This window comes from Devosia sp., assembly GCF_965229025.1.
Taxonomy (GTDB): domain Bacteria; phylum Pseudomonadota; class Alphaproteobacteria; order Rhizobiales; family Devosiaceae; genus Devosia_A.
Window position 1 is genome coordinate 1,424,497 of the sequence record NZ_OZ245853.1, and the last position, 16,861, is coordinate 1,441,357.

A 16,861-nucleotide genomic window follows, 5' to 3' on the forward strand; every position below is an offset into this window, starting at 1 on the left:
GCTACCGCGCCACCACGTCCGTTGCCTTGATCCCTGCAACGCCGGCCAGTTGATCCAGCCGTCCACGCAGGTGCTCGCCATCGAGGAAAGCGAGATCCTGCGGCAGGTAGAGCTTGAGCCGGCCGCCTTCGAGATCAAAGCCGGTGCGTGGCAGGACGCCGGGCATGGCTGCTGACATTGGATAGGCCACGCGGAACGCCGCACCGATCAGCCGGGCCTTCATGTTCGCTGCCGGACCCGCGAGATTGAGCAGCGCCTGGCTGATCGACTTGTGCTTAAGCCCCATATAGCGGACGGCCAGCACCTCGGCGAGGAAGGCGCGGCCAGGGTGGTCGACGCCGGTGGTCGAGCCATAGGCCACCATGTCCACGGCCTGTTCGCCGCGATAGTCCGGGTGTCCGCGCCAGGCGATATCGGCAAGGTAGCAGGCGACCTTGCGCAGGCGCTGCTCTTCCTCGGTTTCGCCGATGCCGATGGCGGTCAGGAACTCGGCGGTGAAATCGATAAGGTCGGTCGCGTGCGCCGGCGAGCGCGAGCGCAGCACAGACATCTGCTCGGCCATCTGGATCAGCGGATCCACGGCCCGCTCCGTCTCGTCAAGCTTTCCGAACAGGTAGCCCTCGCGGACGCCCAAAGCCGAAAACACCACGCTGTCGAACTTGCCCAGTTTCAGCACTTCGGCGAGCACCGCGGCGCCATAAGGCACCAGATCACGGCGGCCGGAACTTGCGTGTTCGGAGCCCACCCAAGGCTTGCCGGCTTCGGTGGCCGAAACGATGTCCTCGCAGAGCTTCAGCATGTCGGCTGCCTTGACCGAATAGTGCTGGACCATGTGCAGCGGATAATCGCGCAGCACCTGGTGCACCTTGGCGAGCGAGCGCCACGTACCGCCGATGGCGCAGAATGCTCCACCCTGCCCCGTCAGCAATTTCGACGCTTTCAGCCGCTGCTTGGCAAGTGCCATCGCCTTTTGCGGCGAGTTGCCGGAATCGTCCTGGATGCGGATGACGCCAAGCTCGTGCGTTTCGCCCACGGAATCATGTCCGCCGGCAATCGCCGACATTTCGAGGCTGCCGCCACCAAGATCGCCCACCAGGCCAGTAAAGCCCGGCATGCCGGAGAGCGCACCGAGCGCCGCGTAGTGCGCCTCTTCGCTGCCGCTGAGCACACTGACCTTGGCGTTCATGATCTCTTCGACCGCTGTCACAAACGCCTGCGAATTGGAGGCGTCGCGGACGGCAGAGGTGGCGAGAATGAACGTGTCGCCCACCTTCATCAGCCGGCATACCAGTGCAAAACGCTGAATGGCGGTGAGGGCACGGTCGATATTCTCGTAGGCAATGCGCCCGGTCTGCGCGAGCCCACGGCCAAGCGCACAGGATGACTTTTCGTTGTAGAGCGGGGTCAGAGAGCGCGCGTGCCGCTCATAGACCACGAGGCGCACCGAGTTCGAGCCGATGTCGAGCACCGCAACCGGCCGCGCCCCCTTGATGCGGCCCTGCGCCGTTGGATCGGCGTCAACGCCCCAGTACTGGTTCACTCGTCACTATCCTCAGTATCGCGCTGCGACGCGCTTCCTCGTCCCGACAGGCTCGGATTGGTCATGAAGTAATCATGTGCGTTGAAAGGTTCATCGCCTTCCTGCATCCGAATCCTGTCCGAACTGCCGTCTGGCAGCACTTCCCAGCTCTGCTGGTTGTCCTTGAAATAGGCTACCATCGTGCGGTCCAGGATCTGCTTATGCACGGTCTTGTTGAGGATGGGAACCATCACCTCGACGCGCCAATCAAGGTTGCGCTGCATGATATCGGCCGAGCTCATGTAGACTTTGGCGCGGCGCGACGGCAGCGGCGAGCCCTGGCCGAAGCAGAAGATGCGCGAGTGTTCGAGGAAACGACCGACCACAGACTTGACCCGGATATTGTCGGAGAACCCCGGAATCCCGGGCCTCAGGCAGCAGATGCCGCGCACGATCAATTCGATCTTCACGCCCTTCTGGCTGGCGTCATAAAGCGCATCGATGATCTCGGGGTCGACCAGCGCATTCATCTTCATCCAGATCGTCGCCGGCTCGCCCCGCTCGGCGTGTCCGACCTCGCGTGCAATGCAATCAAGCAGCGTCTGGCGGAGCGTCACCGGCGAAAAGGCGATCGCCTCCATGTCGGTAGGGCGCGCATAGCCGGTGATGAAGTTGAACACCCGGCTGACGTCACGGGTGATCGATGGGTCGGTGGTGAAGAAACTCAGGTCGGTGTAAATCTTGGCGGTGATCGGGTGATAATTGCCGGTCCCGAGATGGCAATAGCTCACCAACTTGCCGTTCTCGCGCCGCACCACCTGGCTCATTTTGGCGTGGGTCTTCAGCTCGATGAAGCCGAACACCACCTGCGCGCCAGCCCGTTCCAGGTCACGTGCCCAGCGGATATTGGCCTCTTCGTCAAACCGCGCCTTCAGCTCCACCAGCGCCGTCACCGACTTGCCAGCCTCTGCGGCCTGCACCAGTGCCTTGACGATCGGGCTGTCGCGCGAGGTTCGATAGAGCGTCTGCTTGATCGCCACCACATCAGGGTCGCGCGCGGCCTGCATCAAAAACTGCGCCACCACGTCGAAGCTCTCGAATGGGTGGTGGACGAGCAGGTCCTTGGCGCGAATGGCAGCAAAGATGTCGCCGTTATAGTCTTTGATGCGCTCGGGGAAGCGCGGAATATAAGGCGTGAATTTCAGGTCGGGCCGGTCGATGTCGCAGATCCGCGACGCATCGGCGAGACCGAGGAACCCCTCGACCTCGAACGTATCGGTGGGGCCGACGCCCAGCCGTTCCGAAATGTGCCGGCGGAGGGCGCGCGGCATCTTCTTGTCGATCTCGAGACGGATCACCTGGCCGCGCCGGCGCTGGCGCAAGGCCGATTCGTACTCGACCACCAGATCGGCCGCTTCGTCGTCGATTTCGATTTCGCTGTCACGGATGATGCGGAACGAGCCCGACCCGGACACTTCGTAGCCCGGAAACATCTTCGAAATGAAAAGGTTGATCATCGTGTCGACCGTCACCACCTCGACCCGGTTCTCGGTGGTGAGGTTGTTCGGCAGCGTCACGAAGCGATCGATGTTGGACGGCACGCGCACCAGGGCGGTCAACGTCTGCGCCGTCCCCAGCCGCACCATCTCGAAGGCGAGTGTGAACCCCAGGTTCGGGATAAACGGGAAGGGATGCGCCGGGTCGACCGCGATTGGGGTCAATACGGGGAAGATTTCTTCGCGGAACAGCTTCTGGAGGTAGCTGATCTGATCCGCCGACAGGTCGTCGGCTTCGTGGATCACGACGTCCTTGGCAAACAGTTCCTCGCGCAGTTGCTGCCAATGGTCCTGCTGCTCAAGGTGCAGGTGCTGGGCCAGCGTTGCGATCTCGTCGAGCTGCTCGGCCGGCGACAGGCCATCAGCGCTGAGCTTGGTCAGCCCGGCGCGCAATTGCCCCTTGAGGCCGGCAACACGCACCATGAAGAATTCGTCGAGGTTGTTGGCCGAGATCGAGACGAACCGCAGCCGCTCCAGCAGCGGGTGGTTGGTGTTCCCCGCCTCTTCCAGCACGCGCATGTTGAACTGCAGCCAGCTGACCTCGCGGTTGACGAAGCGCGCCGGGCTCTGGCGGAGTTCCGAGACATCCGGAGCCGTGCTGGTGTCGCTGGCGATTTCGCTCATCTCATTCATCGGTATCGCCTTCCAGGCCTTCGGCTTCGTCCGCACCGTCTGCATCGCTAAATGCGAGCGCCAGTTGATGATCGTCGCGCTTTGCGCCGCGCAATGCCAGTGCCTCGGCAGCGATGCCCCGCGAAATCGCCGTGCCGCGCTCCAGCGCCATGCGATCCATCAGGCCGGCCAGCGCCACCGCCTCGTCGGGGGAGCGCTCCATGCGAGCTACAAGGTAGGCGATGATCTTGGGATCCACCGACACCTGACGGTCCCCAAACAGCTTTACGAACATCTGTGACAATTGAATGTCACTGCTCAGCGCCACGGTAAAGTGTGCCGCAAGACGGGCGCGCGATTTGAGATCATTTGTCGTGAAGGGCCAGTTGGCAACCGGCTCCCGCGCCGTCAGCAACATCGGCCTGTGGTCACGCATCGACTGGTTGAGCAGGTGGAACAGCGCGGCTTCGTCGTAACCGGCCCTGTCGGCATCCTCTACCACAAGCGGACCTGCACCCGCGCCGCGCGACAGATCCTCGGCCGTCTCGGGTGTAGCATACGCGGCGTCGGCAAGTTCCGCCCAGATGCGCGCCAGGTGGGACTTGCCGGAACTCGCCGGCCCCTCGATCAGCGTCAGCGGGGCGGCCCAGCGGGGAAAAGAAAGAACATGCGCGTAGGCGAGCCGATTGCCTTCACCGACGATGAAGTCATCGGCAGCATGAGACGGCTCATGTCCGAGTTCGAGGGCCAACTGCCCCCTTCCCGGCGCTGCAGGTTCACCAACAGTCATTTGTCCGCCGCTGCTTTCCGGTCGGCAGACTTCGCTGTGGCCGCGCGCATCCGCGCAGGCGGCGGTGGAGGGGGCGTGTCCTGGCCAAGATAGAGCGCCGAAGCCTGGTATTTCGCGAGCGCAAAGCGCATCAGCACGCCCGATATAGCCGTCAGTGGCACAGCCAGCAGCAGCCCCACGAACCCGAACAGCAGCGCAAAGGCGAACAGCGCGAACATCAGCCAGACCGGATTGATGTTGATGCTCTGCCCTACAAGCTTGGGATAGAGCACGTTACTCTCGAGGAACTGGCCCACCAGATAGATGCCAAATACCACTAGGATCAGGATCCACTGATCCGGCCAGAACTGCACCAGCGCCACCGTCATCGACAGCGAAAAGCCGACAAGGAACCCGACATAGGGGATAAAGCTCAGCAGCCCGCCGATCAGGCCGATGGCGAGACCGAAGTTCAGCCCGCTCAGGGTCAGAGCCGTGCTGTAGTAAATGCACAGCACCAGGATCACGCCACCCTGCCCGCGGATCACACCGGCCATGGCGCGGTCGATATCGCCCAATACCCCTCGGATTTCCGAGTGGTACTGCCGGGGCAGCAGGTCATCGATTTTCTTGAGCATGCCCTCCCAGTCAACCAGGAGGTAGAAGCCCACCACCGGTGTGATGAACAGCACGGCGATGGTGTTGAGCACCGTCAGGCTGCTCTGCGCCAGTTGCGCGGTGATCCCAGCCGTCATTTCGACGCCACGTCCGATCAGGTCGGCAAGGCTGCTCTCAAGTTGCAGCGCGCGCTCGGGGCCGAGCCACTCGTTGAGCTGCGGCGCCCATTTGCGCAGCAACTCCTGCAAATCGGTAATGTAGCCGGGCAGTAGGGAGATCAGGCTCGCGCCCTGCGCCGCCACCAGCGGCACGATGGCGAGGAACAGACTGACTATCAGCAGCAGCACCAGGGCCAGCACCAGCATCGACGCCCACGGCCGGTTGATGCCCCAGCGCTGCAGCAGGTTGACCAGCGGGTTCAAGAGGTACGCCAGCGCCCCTCCGACCACGAAGGGCAGCAGGATTGAGCGGAACAGCCAGAGCAGCAGGATGGCCGCAATGAAGAAGCCTGCCCAGGCCAGCACTTGATTTCTAAGGGTCAGCAATACGGGCGTCTCTTGCGTGAGTGAGGTGGAGCGGCTATCAGCGCGTTGTTGCTTCATGCCCTTGGCCAAAGCGGGAAAGAGCCCATGTCCGACGCGCAAAACCTGCCATCAAACGGGCTCTCATACAAGCAGGCGGGCGTCGATATAGACGCAGGCAACGCCCTTGTAGAAGCCATCAAGCCCGCCGTTCGTTCCACGCGACGCTCCGGCGCCGACGGAGAAATTGGTGGTTTCGGTGGTCTGTTCGATCTCAAGGCCGCCGGATTTGTCGATCCGATCCTCGTCGCAGCCAATGATGGCGTCGGCACCAAGCTCAAGATCGCCATCGAAACCGGCAAACACGCGACCATCGGGCAAGACCTCGTGGCGATGTGCGTCAACGACATCATCGTCCAGGGCGCCGAGCCGCTGTTCTTTCTCGACTACTATGCCACCGGCAAGCTCGATGTGGCCGTGGCGACGTCGATCGTCGAAGGCATTGCCGAAGGCTGCCGCATCGCTGGCTGCGCGCTGATCGGCGGCGAGACCGCTGAAATGCCGGGCATGTACTCGGGCAAGGACTACGACCTCGCCGGTTTTGCCGTCGGCGCCGCGGAGCGTGGCACGCTTTTGCCGCGGGCCGATCTCCAGGCCGGAGACGTGCTGGTCGCCATTGCTTCGTCCGGCGTGCATTCCAACGGCTATTCGCTGGTGCGCAAGATCGTCGAGCTTTCGGGCATCGACTGGTATCTGCCTGCCCCGTTCGTCAAGGACCAGACCCTTGCCGATGCGCTGCTCACCCCCACCCGCATCTACGTCAAGCCATTGCTCTCTGCGCTGAAGGCGGGGATCAATCTCAAGGCTCTCGCCCACATCACTGGCGGTGGTTTCATCGACAACATCCCGCGCGTCCTGCCAGATACGCTCTCGGCCCACGTCGATCTGGGCAAAGTCACCGTGCCCAAGGTCTTCGGCTGGCTCGCCCGCGTCGGTGGCATGAGCGAACGTGAAATGCTCCGCACCTTCAATTGCGGCGTCGGGATGCTCTGCGCCGTCTCGGCAGAAGACGCGAGCAAGCTCGTGGCGCATCTCGGCGCCGCTGGCGAAACCGCAGCCATTGTCGGCGAGCTCCGGCCCCGCACCGGCGAGCCGGTGACTTTTGACGGCGCGTTGGCCCTGTGAGCAAGAAACGCGTCGCCATCCTGATTTCCGGCCGCGGCTCCAACATGAGCGCGCTGATCGAAGCGGCGCGCGATCCGGACTATCCCGCGCAAATCGTCGGTGTCTTCTCAAACAAGCCTGACGCCCCTGGCCTCGCCGCCGCCGCGACCTACAACATCCCCACAGCCTGGCGCTGGCACAAGGATTATCCCAGCCGCATCGGGTTCGAGCTCGCCATCGGTGACGTTCTGCGCCTCTGGCGGCCGGACTACATCTGCCTTGCCGGTTTCATGCGGCTGTTCACACCTGAGTTCACGAAGAAATGGCAGGGCCGGATGATCAACATCCACCCTTCCCTCCTGCCCCTTCACAAGGGCCTCCACACCCACGAGCAGGCGCTGGCCGATGGCGTGACCGAGCACGGCTGCACCGTGCATTTCGTCACTGCTGGCATGGATGAAGGCCAGATCATCGCGCAGGCCCGTGTCCCCGTGCTCCCCGGCGATACCGCCGAAACACTTGGCGCGCGGGTGCTGGCCGAGGAACACCGCATCTACCCCGAGGCGCTGGCCCGGCTAGCCCGCGGCGAGGTCACGTTCGAGGGCTAGTCAGTCACGCAGATAGCTGGCCCGCCGCATCGGCGCGGTGGTAGGCGAGCACATCGTCGGCAGCCTGCGGCCGGCCGAAATAGTATCCCTGGAAGATCGTCGCGCCCAAACCGGATAAAGTCTGCACCTGCTCCCAGGTCTCGACACCTTCCACCACACACGACAGGCCAAGGTTCTGGCAGAGGCTGAGGATAGTCTTGACGATCGCCTGGCTCGCCCGATCGGATTCAATACCAGCGACGAAACTGCTGTCGATCTTGATCCGATCGAGCGGCAGGGTCTGCACCCGGCTGAGGCTCGAGTGCCCCGTGCCGAAGTCATCCAGCGAAATGCGCGCGCCGTGCGCCAGCAGCATCAGCAGCCCCTGGCTCGCCTCGGTCACGTCGCGCATCACCGCGGTCTCGGTCACCTCGAAATCAAGCCGGCACGGCTTTGTCCCCGTACTCGACAGCATATGAGATAGCGCGCGCATGGCTTCCGTCGACGCCAGGTCGCGGGCCGAAAGGTTGACGGCCACACGGATTGGCTTGGGCAACTGGTCCACCAGCACGATAGCCTTGGCGACCATGGCGCGGGTGATCACCGGCACAAGTCCGAGCCGCTCGGCCATAGGGATGAACTTGCTCGGCGGCACATCGCCCAGCGTCGGGCTGCTCCAGCGGGCCAGGGCCTCGTAACCCAGCCGCTCGCCGGTGCGTCCGTCCACCACCGGCTGAAACAGCGCCGTCAATTCCGAAGCGAAATCGGCGTTCATCAGCGCCGCTTCCAGCCGATGATCGGCGGCGATCCGTTCGGCGTGGATGGCGGAAAACCGCACCATGTTCCCGCGCGCCGTCGTTTTCGCCTCATAGGCCGCGTAGTCCGCCCGGGCCAGCGCTTCCTCGGCCGTGTCGCCGGCGCGGGTGGCGGCAAACCCGACCGATCCCGAAATGCGCGCCACGGCGCCCGGAAAGCGGAACGGCTGCTGGAGGCTCGAAACAAGGATTGTCGCGAGGCCGTCGAGCTGATCATCGCGCGTCCCCGGCGCCAGAATGATGCCGAACTCGTCACCGCCCAGCCGCGCCACGACCGTGCCAACCTCGCCCAACTGGTTCAGCCGTGCTCCGGCCTGCACCAGAACCTGATCGCCAATGGCGTGGCCGAACACATCGTTGATGGCCTTGAACCCGTCGAGATCGATGATGCCGACAATCGTCGGCGGCACCGATGGCCGCTGCTCTCCAAGGCGCTCCTGCAAGAGGTGCAGGAAGTGGCGGCGGTTGGCGAGGCCAGTGAGGCTATCGATATTGGCGAGCCGCGCGTTGATCTCTGATAGTTCCCGCGCCGCCTGTTCGCGATTGACCGACTCGCGGCGCGACGCGATCAGCCGATCGAAATCCATGGAGTTGCGTACCAGCAGCGTTGCCATCACCAGCTCGACCAGGAGCATATTGATGGCAATCAGGAACAGCACATGATTGCCGCTGAAATAGAAGTAGACCAGCGTGGGGATGAGCACCACGATGGCAAGGATCAGCGCTGCCACGCGCAGATGCATCAGGCAGAACAGGCACGCGATGGGCGTAAAGCCCAGGTAGAACATCACGTGGGCCTGCTCGAACGGCCCGCCATATGGCGCCATGCTCAGCGCCCACCAGGCAAACATCACACCGAGGACAGCCGCCATCGCCATTGTCTGAGTGAGCATCCGGACCGCCTGCTCGGCTGAAAGCGGTGTGCCGCGCGCATGCCACCAGCGGACAAGCCGAAACGCGCACAGCACTGTCAACGCGAGCGGGAAATAGACCGTCAGGTAAACCGGCGCGGTGGTCCAGTGCGTCCAGACCAGGACGCCTGAGCAGATCAGCACCAGCAGATACATCATTGGAATTTGGGTCGACAGAGCGGCGGCCCGTGCCAGCAGCAGCTCAGGCTTCTGCAGGTCAATCCCGCAGATCCTCAAGATCCGGCGCGCCAGTGTGTTTTCAGCTTGGGACGTGATGTCTCTCCCGGCGTGCCTGCCAATGCTGGGCAAATCTCCTGAGCCAACTACTTGCACATGGGCTCGTTAAGAAATCGAAACTCACAGCGCAGGGCTTTGGGAAGTCAGGCCGAACTCAGGCGCCGTTATCACCACAAGTGATCGTCCTCATCACAAGTATCGGTTCGACACTGGGCGCCTCAGTACTTAGCGTCACTGGCCGCAAGGAGGCTCGTCATGCCATCAACTCGAATCGAAACCCGCACCGGCTGGATCAACGGCCGCCACGAGGCGCTGATCGCTGCCGTGCAGTCGGCGCTTGTAGAGGCCATCAGAATCCCACCGGCCGATCGCGACATCCGTATCCTCGAATACCCCGCAGACGCTTTCGCGCCACCCGCCGGCCGGGCCGACAATGCAGTCCTCATCGAAATCTCGATGTTCCGCGGCCGCTCGGTCGAGGCCAAGCGGAGGCTCTATGCCGCGTTGTCGCACGAGCTGGCGTCGTTCGGCGTCACCGGGGACAACGTCAAGGTCCTCATCCACGATGTCGATCGGGAGAATTGGGGACTTGGTGGCATTTCGTTCGCGGACATGGACCCCGGGTTCAAGATCGACGTCTGACAAGCGCTGCCACCTGGCCGGTCAAAATCGGTTCGACACGACTCTCGCCGGCCCCTAATCTGCGTACAAACGGAGAACACGTATGCCAATCCGCTATTGGGCGCTGATCATCGGTCTTGGGGCAGTCTGGGGCGGCTCGTTCCTTTTCAACGCCATCCTGATCCGGGAAATCGGCCCGCTCTGGGTGTCCGCAGGGCGCGTCACCATCGGCGCGGCCATCTGCTGGGTCTATTTCTTCGCTACCAAACGCAGCCTGCCGCGCGACCGCAGCCTCTACCCGCAATTGGTTGTGCTGGGCATTCTCAACTACGCCATCCCCTTCGCGCTGTTTCCCTTCGCCGAACAGCATCTCGCCTCTGGCATCGTTGGCGTCATCAATGGCCTCACCCCGATGACCACTGTGATCATCTCCCAGCTCTGGCGTGGTGGCGAGAAGGCGACGTGGAACAAGGTTGCAGGGGTGCTGATCGGCTTTGCCGGCGCGCTCCTTCTCGCGTCCCCATCGCTCGGCGATGCCGGCGCCTCCGGCCAAATCCTCGCTTACCTCGCGGCCCTCGGCGCCACCTGCTGCTACGCACTCACGCTCAACTACGCGCGCCGCTTCAAGGGCCTCGATTCGGCCACCATAGCCTCGAGCTCGCTCACTGCCGCCGCGCTCATCATGGTGCCGCTGGCCCTGCTGTTCGAGGGCATTCCGGTGATCACGAAGATCGAAACCTGGGGCGCCCTGTTCGGTATCGGCGTATTCTCGACCAGCTTCTCGTTCCTGCTGGTCTACTGGCTGCTGCCCAAGGTCGGTGCCACGAACCTTTCGCTCAACACCTTCATCACCCCGATCTCGGCTATCCTTCTCGGCGTACTCATCCTCCACGAGCGCTTCGAGTTGGTGCACGTGCTGGGCATGATCGTGATCTTTGTCGGGCTGGTCTTCATCGACGGACGCTTCGTCCGCTGGCTCCGGCCTGCAGCAGCATAGATGCAAGGCCGCGCTGGCGTCACCCGCGCGGCCTTACGTAACCGTTCTGTTACGGGCGACGGATCGAGAGCAGCGTGTACCTGTAGGGCCCGCTCATTCCGTTCTTGGGGTAACGCGACTTGCTGATCCGGTTGCCTTGGTTCCCACCAAGAACGAGAATGGTGTCGTCGTCCTGCTCCAGGTAGAAGCCGACATGGCCGCCGTCGTCCCCCGCGCCAACACGGCGGAAGACGACGATATCGCCCTCGCGCGGGTTAGCCGTCACATCGCTCCCCCACCTCGACTCGTGCCAGGACCGCGCCCACTTGCTGTCTGTGCCCACCAGTCCGGCGCGCTCGACGCAGTAGTTGACGAAAGAGGAGCACCAAGCGGTCTCGTCTGGCGCCGCTCCGCCGCTGGTGGTGGCGTGGTACATGACGATGCGCGGATTGTTCTCATCACCCGGAACCTCCTTCACCCCAATCGCCAGTTCCTGCCACGCAATATCGATCGGTGCCGTTCCTCCCGGAGCGCCGGGCGGCGGAGGTGGAGCCGGCAACGGCACACCGCCAGATAGCGCCTTGAGGTAGGTGCCGAACATGTAGCCATCCGCAGTCCCGTCACCCTTGAGATCGACCTTCAGCCAATCACTCTCCCGGGCAAGACCGGTCACGACGGTGCCATGCGGCACTGTCTCGATCACCTTGTAGCTTTCACCAGGTCCGCCGCGCAGATTGAGGCCCGACCGCGCACTCACCTCGAACAGCGCTGCCGTTCCAACGGTCTTGGGCGTGTCGAGCGGCCCGATTCCGGAGAACTGCCCAAAATTGGCATTGGCCGGGTTGGTGACGTTGCCGTCATAGCCAAAGCCGCCGATCGGCGAGGTCTTGTCGAGGAACTTCTGGAACAGCGACCATTTGCCTGCCGCCAGCGCCTGCTTGGTGCCCGACCAGCCGGTCGCACCGGCCAGCCAGACATGCTCCACCAGCCCCTTGCCAAGCAGAAAATTGCTGACCAACCCCGAGCCGTAGACGCCCACCAGATAGTTCCCGCCAAGCTCGGCCCGGGCCGCCGCGAAATAATCGCCGATGCTCTTGAGCTGCGCCTGAGTGGTGAAATCCCAGTCAACGGCGAAGTAGATCGCCGTTCCCGGCGGCTGGGCAAGCGTAGTGGCGAGGCTCATTGCGCGCCTGCCGTCGCGCGTGCCATTGGCCGCGCTCAGGTCGTCGATCACCCCGCCAGCGCCTGCGCGCTGCTCGAACACGACGGCAATCGACAGCCCCTCGGCGAACAGCGCGTCGCGTTCACCGGCGGTCAGGCACTTGGTCGGAAACGTGTTGGAATTCTTGTTGTTGTAGTAGCGGATGACGGTGTTGACCCCGGCAGCCTTCAGCCGGTGGGCATAGCTTGAGACATCCACCGGCACATCGATAATTGCTTCCATTGCGGCCTCCACGATTGAAGGCAGCAGAAGACACTGCAACCGCGGAGCAGGTCTATTCGCGCAAATCCCATTGGGTGAGTTCCGCCCCCGGGGCGCCTCAGTCGGCCTGCCAGACCATGTAGACGTCGGCGCGCTGGTAGTGGGAGGGCTCGGGCTTGGGCGTGTGCACGAACCCCGAGGTCTCATAGAGCCGGATTGCTGGTGCCAGCCGCGAGTTGGTTTCAAGGAACAGCAGCTTGGCGTCCATTCTCCGGTAGGCCGCGATGGTATGCTCGATCAACTTGCGCCCAATGCCCAAACCTTGCGCTGATGGATCGACCGCCATCTTGGTGAGTTCGAACACGCCGGGCGCCGTCGGCATCAGCGCGCAGGTCCCCACCACGCGCTCCCCAGACAGCGCGAAGAACACCGCACCGCCGCCGGCGAGGATATTTCCTTCCGGATCGGACAGCACCTGATGGTCCACCTCCTCGAGGTGGAAGAACCGGCGGATCCAGTCCGCATTGAGTTGGTAGAACGCCTCACGCAACTCCGGCCTGAATGGCACGATCTCTACGGCATCGGCCCGCAAGCCATCGGCCCGTGCGGCGATTGCTCCGGCCAAGTCCGCCTCGAAGGCGTCACTGAACGTCTCGAGCACTGCCACCGCATCGATCCCGGCGGCCGTAAACCGCTCGGTCAGTTCCTGCTGCAGCCCATGCCATATCGGCCGCGCCTCCCGCATCGCCGCGATCGCCTTGGGTGTCACTGCCAGCCGCCTTTCGCGCCGGTCGGTGCTCGCCACTATCTCCAGCCATCCCTCTGCGAGCAGCTTCTTGGCCAGCTGGCTCACTGCCGAATGAGTCTGCCCGATGGCTGTTGCAATCTCGCCAACGGATACCGGCCCCCGGTCATGCAGCAACCGCAGCACCGGCAGCCAGCGCGATTGCAGCGGCAGGTCGCTCCGCTTGTAGAGGTCATCAGCCAGCCCATAGAACCGATCGCTCAGCGCCCGCAACCGGCTGGCGATCGCCTGCAGCCCAAGGCTAGAAATATACTCCATACGGCACCCGTCAGCATTTATGTAAGCGCTAACATATTTGCGTCATTCGCGACGGGCAAGTAGTTTGTGACACTTTACGGCGCCGACAAGCTTGGCGGTCAGTTAGCGGCAGGGCTTTCGGAGGACCAGGGGAAATTCAGGTATGAAGCGCGGGTGTCGTAACAGATGCCGCCGTACATCCTGAGATACTGCTGCCGCCGCGCCGGATCGGCCCACACGGCATCGGGGTGGGAGATATCACCCTGGTACTGATCGACATTGTCCCGTGTCAGCAGCGATGGGAGAATATCCATGGCCTGTGGCACCACTTTGCCCTCCAGCCAGTCCGCCGAATACTGGCCCAGCGCATATCCAAAGACCGGCGAAGCGAGGCTGACACTGGCCTTATAGGGACTATCCGGCAATCGCAGCTCAGCGACCGCCTGCGGCTCCCCATCAATGCCCCCAAGGAACTGCTGGGGGTTAGCCTTGTTGGCTTCCCGCAGCGCGCGCAGCGCCCCGAGCACAACTGTATCGGCCCCCAGCACCACATCCACGTCGGGCTGCGCCAGAAGGATGGTCTTCATCGTGGCATAGCCGCCATCCTCGCTGACCGGCATCGGCGAAATGTCGGCAACAATGGTGACGCCCGGCAGTTGTGACAGCACATCGCGCATCGCGGTAAAGCGCGGCGCCAGAAACTGCAGGCTGTCATGGGTCAGCAGCACCACCTTCGCCCGTCCACCGAGTTTGGTCTGAATGTATTCGGCAGCGGCATCCGCTAGCGTCTTGCCGGTCAGATATTGCGGCGCATTGAGAATAGTCACCGCCGGTGGCGGGACCACCGCGCCGACATAAACACCATTGGCGATGAGATCCTGAAGGCTCGGCGTCAGGGACCTCGGATCGACCGGCGCAACAACCACGGCACCGCCCTTGGCAGCCCCGATGGCATTGACCTCGGCGATCATTTTGCTCCCGTCATCATCGGCGACAACGCTGCTATAGGCGAGATTGCGGTTCGCAGCGGCCAGAGATAGGCCCATACCAACCCCCTCGATGAAGTCGCGATGGTTGTCCTGCACAAACGTCAGCGACTTTTCGAGCCCGGGAGGCGCATTGCAACTCTGCCCAGCGGGGTCGAACGGCTGCAGCACGATGGGATTGACGATGCCCTGCGGTGCGTCGGCGACAGCGACCTGGCACGTCGCAGCGATCGCCACTCCGGCAATGAGAACGCCCATCCGGTGTCTCAAGTTCATCAATCTGTATTTCCCGTCGTCGTCGTTGACCCGATTGTTTATCGAGTCACGGCCAACGGAGATATACAGTTTCATGCACCGACGAGAGAAAACTCCAGGCGCGCAGAAAGCCCCGGATGGCGCTCCAAGTACTCGACTTTGCCCTGCAGGGAGCGTGCCATGGCGCTAACGATTTTGCTGCCCAGTCCGGTTCCTTGCGCAACGCCATCGCCGCGGCCCACGCCGTCGTCTTCGACTATAAACACTGCCTTTCCATCAGACCCACCGGCCAGCCTGACGCGAACTTCACCGGAGCGATCCGGATAGGCGTATTTGGCGGCATTCATCACCCATTCGGCGGCGATGACACCCAGATTGACGCTTGCGTCGGTTCGCAACAGGAGCGGCTCGAGGTCATAGCTCAGCACAACCTTGCCGGCGTTGCCCATGGTGGACTGGAACTGGTCGAGGACGGCACGCAGGTACTCGTCCAACGCCACCTCTTTGACTTCCCCAGATACGTACAGTCGCTGGTGCACCAGGGCCACCGCGTGGATGCGCGACTGTGTTTCGGCAAGAGCCGCCTTCGTCGCAGGATCCGTAAGCGCGTTGGCCTGCAGCCCCACCAGTGCCGACACCATCGAGAGGCTGTTGGCGACCCGGTGATTCACTTCGTGCATCAGCAACTCGGCCCGGTCCTTGGCCGCGCTCATCTCTTCGGTGCGCTTGGCAAGGTCCGCCGTGCGCAGGGCAACTTTGTGTTCGAGCTGCGTGTTGGCTGCTGTCAGCGCGTCCCGGGCAGTCGCAAGTTCCCCAGCGTACTTGAAGATCGTGAACAAGGCGGCGGCGGCAGCAGCGATCGCCACCAGCGCGCCCGTCACGGCGATCAGCCTTTGCAGTCCGGCATTGGTGGCCTGCTCGGTCGCCAGCGTTTCGATACGGTCGTCAGCGGCAGTGCTGATGCCGGCGATATAAATGTTCGCCTCATCCATCAGCGCCTTGCCGCGATTGGTCAGCACGCTGTCCAGCGCGGCCTCGGTCTTGCGATCCCGCGCCAGCATGATGCTGCCGTCCATTTCCGCGAATTTGGCGCTGATCGTCTCGCCAAGCTTGGCGGTGGCGGCAGCCAGTTGCGGGTAGGTGATCAGTCTGGGCGGCAGCGATTCGATGCCGCGCCTGGCCTCTGTCTTGGCCAGATCATAGGGCGCCAGATAGATTTCGTTGCCGGTGTAGAGAAACCCGCGCTGGCTGGATTCGGCGCGCTGCACCGTGGCGCCAAGCTCAACGACCGCCGCCTTCAGGTCGCGCGCCGCCAGTATTTCGTCACCCAGCCTGTTGGACCGCTCACCCAGCCACAGGGCGACGACAACAATCGCCGCGAGCGCCAGAAAGCCGACGGCGAGAAATATCGCTTGAGATCTGACAAAGGCGCGGGCGGAAATCGGCATGGCAGCACTTTCATGGCAGAACCGCGGTGGAATGCCAACTCAACGAAATGCCGCCAGTGCACATGTGAACGCACTACGTGCGCGTCAGTGCCTCGTCACGCCGCGTAAGCCACCCAGCCCCTGAAGCTGAGCCCGGCGTAGAACAGGCTGACATCCCGAAAGCCCGCCTCGCGCAGCATGGCTTCCTCCTCATCCGGCGCGAGAATGGTCAGCCGCGTGCCAATCGCCTGACGTGCGCTTTCCAGCGCCGCCGCGTCGGCGCCCTCCGTTGCACCGAAGGCGACATGCCGCGCAATCCACGCTGAGCGCTCGGGCTCGCCCTGCGGAAAGCTGATATGAGCCAGGACAAACGGCGCCCCCGGCCGCAGCCGTTGCCTGATCTTCTTGAGCGTCGGAAGACGCTCGTCGCGCCCAATAAAATGGAACGTCAGCAGCGAGACAGCACCATCGAAAGGACCGTCAGGCGCCGCATCAATCGTGCCCTCATGCAATTTCACGCGCGCCAACTCAGAACCCAGCGTCTCCTCGGCGATCCGAAGCATGCTCGCGGACGGGTCGACACCATCGAACGTCCATCCCGGTCGAAAGGCCGCCAGGGCCTTCAGCTCCAGCCCGCCGCCAGCCCCCACCACCAGTACGCGCCCATCGGGCGGCGTGGTCTCAGCCAGCAGCAGTGCGACCATCCTGTGCAAGCTCGCAAAGCCCGGCACCTGCCGCGGCGGACCGTCGACATAGGAGTGCCCGGATGGTGCGGTGAACGGCGTCTGGGTCATGGTGCCTGCCTTGCTTTATCGGCAGGCA

Annotated in this window: 14 protein-coding genes; 4 read left to right on the forward strand and 10 right to left on the reverse strand. The window is 63.2% G+C overall.

Annotated elements, in window-relative coordinates; genetic code table 11:
• Nucleotide 1: 1 nt before the first annotated feature.
• From ACO06J_RS07110 to ACO06J_RS07125, 4 genes are read right to left on the reverse strand one after another with little or no spacing between them, the layout of a single operon-like run.
• Nucleotides 2-1,540, reverse strand: a complete 1,539-nt coding sequence (locus ACO06J_RS07110; protein WP_421760007.1) for an exopolyphosphatase — start codon at nucleotides 1,538-1,540, stop codon at nucleotides 2-4.
• Nucleotides 1,537-3,708, reverse strand: a complete 2,172-nt coding sequence (locus ACO06J_RS07115; RefSeq protein ID WP_421760008.1) for an RNA degradosome polyphosphate kinase — start codon at nucleotides 3,706-3,708, stop codon at nucleotides 1,537-1,539. Before ACO06J_RS07115 ends, ACO06J_RS07110 begins: the two co-directional genes overlap by 4 nt.
• On the reverse strand, nucleotides 3,701-4,438 hold the full coding sequence (locus ACO06J_RS07120; RefSeq protein WP_421760009.1) for a hypothetical protein: 738 nt from the start codon (nucleotides 4,436-4,438) through the stop codon (nucleotides 3,701-3,703). The genes ACO06J_RS07115 and ACO06J_RS07120 overlap by 8 nt, the downstream gene beginning before the upstream one ends.
• Nucleotides 4,439-4,473: 35 nt before the next feature.
• Nucleotides 4,474-5,619 (reverse strand): AI-2E family transporter, encoded by a 1,146-nt coding sequence (locus tag ACO06J_RS07125; RefSeq protein WP_421760010.1) that lies wholly within the window; start codon nucleotides 5,617-5,619, stop codon nucleotides 4,474-4,476.
• 84 nt (nucleotides 5,620-5,703) lie between these two features.
• On the opposite strand from ACO06J_RS07125, the gene purM reads away from it, so the two are divergent.
• Both purM and purN read left to right on the forward strand, forming a co-directional pair.
• On the forward strand, nucleotides 5,704-6,780 hold the full coding sequence (purM, locus tag ACO06J_RS07130) for a phosphoribosylformylglycinamidine cyclo-ligase (protein ID WP_421760011.1): 1,077 nt from the start codon (nucleotides 5,704-5,706) through the stop codon (nucleotides 6,778-6,780).
• 44 nt (nucleotides 6,781-6,824) lie between these two features.
• Entirely contained in the window at nucleotides 6,825-7,367 is a 543-nt protein-coding gene (purN, locus tag ACO06J_RS07135) for a phosphoribosylglycinamide formyltransferase (protein WP_421762463.1), read from the forward strand.
• 4 nt (nucleotides 7,368-7,371) lie between these two features.
• Here purN and ACO06J_RS07140 read toward each other — a convergent pair whose 3' ends face one another.
• Nucleotides 7,372-9,309 carry a putative bifunctional diguanylate cyclase/phosphodiesterase gene (locus tag ACO06J_RS07140; protein ID WP_421760012.1) on the reverse strand — a complete coding sequence of 646 codons (1,938 nt, stop codon included), beginning with the start codon at nucleotides 9,307-9,309 and terminating at the stop codon, nucleotides 7,372-7,374.
• A gap of 255 nt (nucleotides 9,310-9,564) precedes the next feature.
• On the opposite strand from ACO06J_RS07140, the gene ACO06J_RS07145 reads away from it, so the two are divergent.
• The gene (locus ACO06J_RS07145; RefSeq protein WP_421760013.1) at nucleotides 9,565-9,951 is read left to right on the forward strand and encodes a tautomerase family protein; all 387 of its coding nucleotides are present in this window, start codon (nucleotides 9,565-9,567) and stop codon (nucleotides 9,949-9,951) included.
• A gap of 82 nt (nucleotides 9,952-10,033) precedes the next feature.
• A complete protein-coding gene (locus tag ACO06J_RS07150; RefSeq protein WP_421760014.1) occupies nucleotides 10,034-10,927 on the forward strand; it encodes a DMT family transporter in 894 nt (297 codons plus the stop codon).
• Nucleotides 10,928-10,976: 49 nt separating this feature from the next.
• Here ACO06J_RS07150 and ACO06J_RS07155 read toward each other — a convergent pair whose 3' ends face one another.
• From ACO06J_RS07155 to ACO06J_RS07175, 5 genes are all read right to left on the reverse strand, one after another.
• Nucleotides 10,977-12,350 carry a TIGR02594 family protein gene (locus ACO06J_RS07155; RefSeq protein ID WP_421760015.1) on the reverse strand — a complete coding sequence of 458 codons (1,374 nt, stop codon included), beginning with the start codon at nucleotides 12,348-12,350 and terminating at the stop codon, nucleotides 10,977-10,979.
• A 97-nt stretch (nucleotides 12,351-12,447) separates the two neighbouring features.
• Entirely contained in the window at nucleotides 12,448-13,392 is a 945-nt protein-coding gene (locus ACO06J_RS07160) for a bifunctional helix-turn-helix transcriptional regulator/GNAT family N-acetyltransferase (protein ID WP_421760016.1), read from the reverse strand.
• A 98-nt stretch (nucleotides 13,393-13,490) separates the two neighbouring features.
• Entirely contained in the window at nucleotides 13,491-14,615 is a 1,125-nt protein-coding gene (locus ACO06J_RS07165) for a sugar ABC transporter substrate-binding protein (RefSeq protein WP_421760017.1), read from the reverse strand.
• Nucleotides 14,616-14,704: 89 nt separating this feature from the next.
• Entirely contained in the window at nucleotides 14,705-16,060 is a 1,356-nt protein-coding gene (locus ACO06J_RS07170) for a sensor histidine kinase (protein WP_421760018.1), read from the reverse strand.
• 95 nt (nucleotides 16,061-16,155) lie between these two features.
• Nucleotides 16,156-16,833: a class I SAM-dependent methyltransferase gene (locus ACO06J_RS07175; RefSeq protein ID WP_421760019.1), complete on the reverse strand. Its 678-nt coding sequence runs from the start codon at nucleotides 16,831-16,833 to the stop codon at nucleotides 16,156-16,158.
• Between the last annotated feature and the right edge of the window lie 28 nt (nucleotides 16,834-16,861).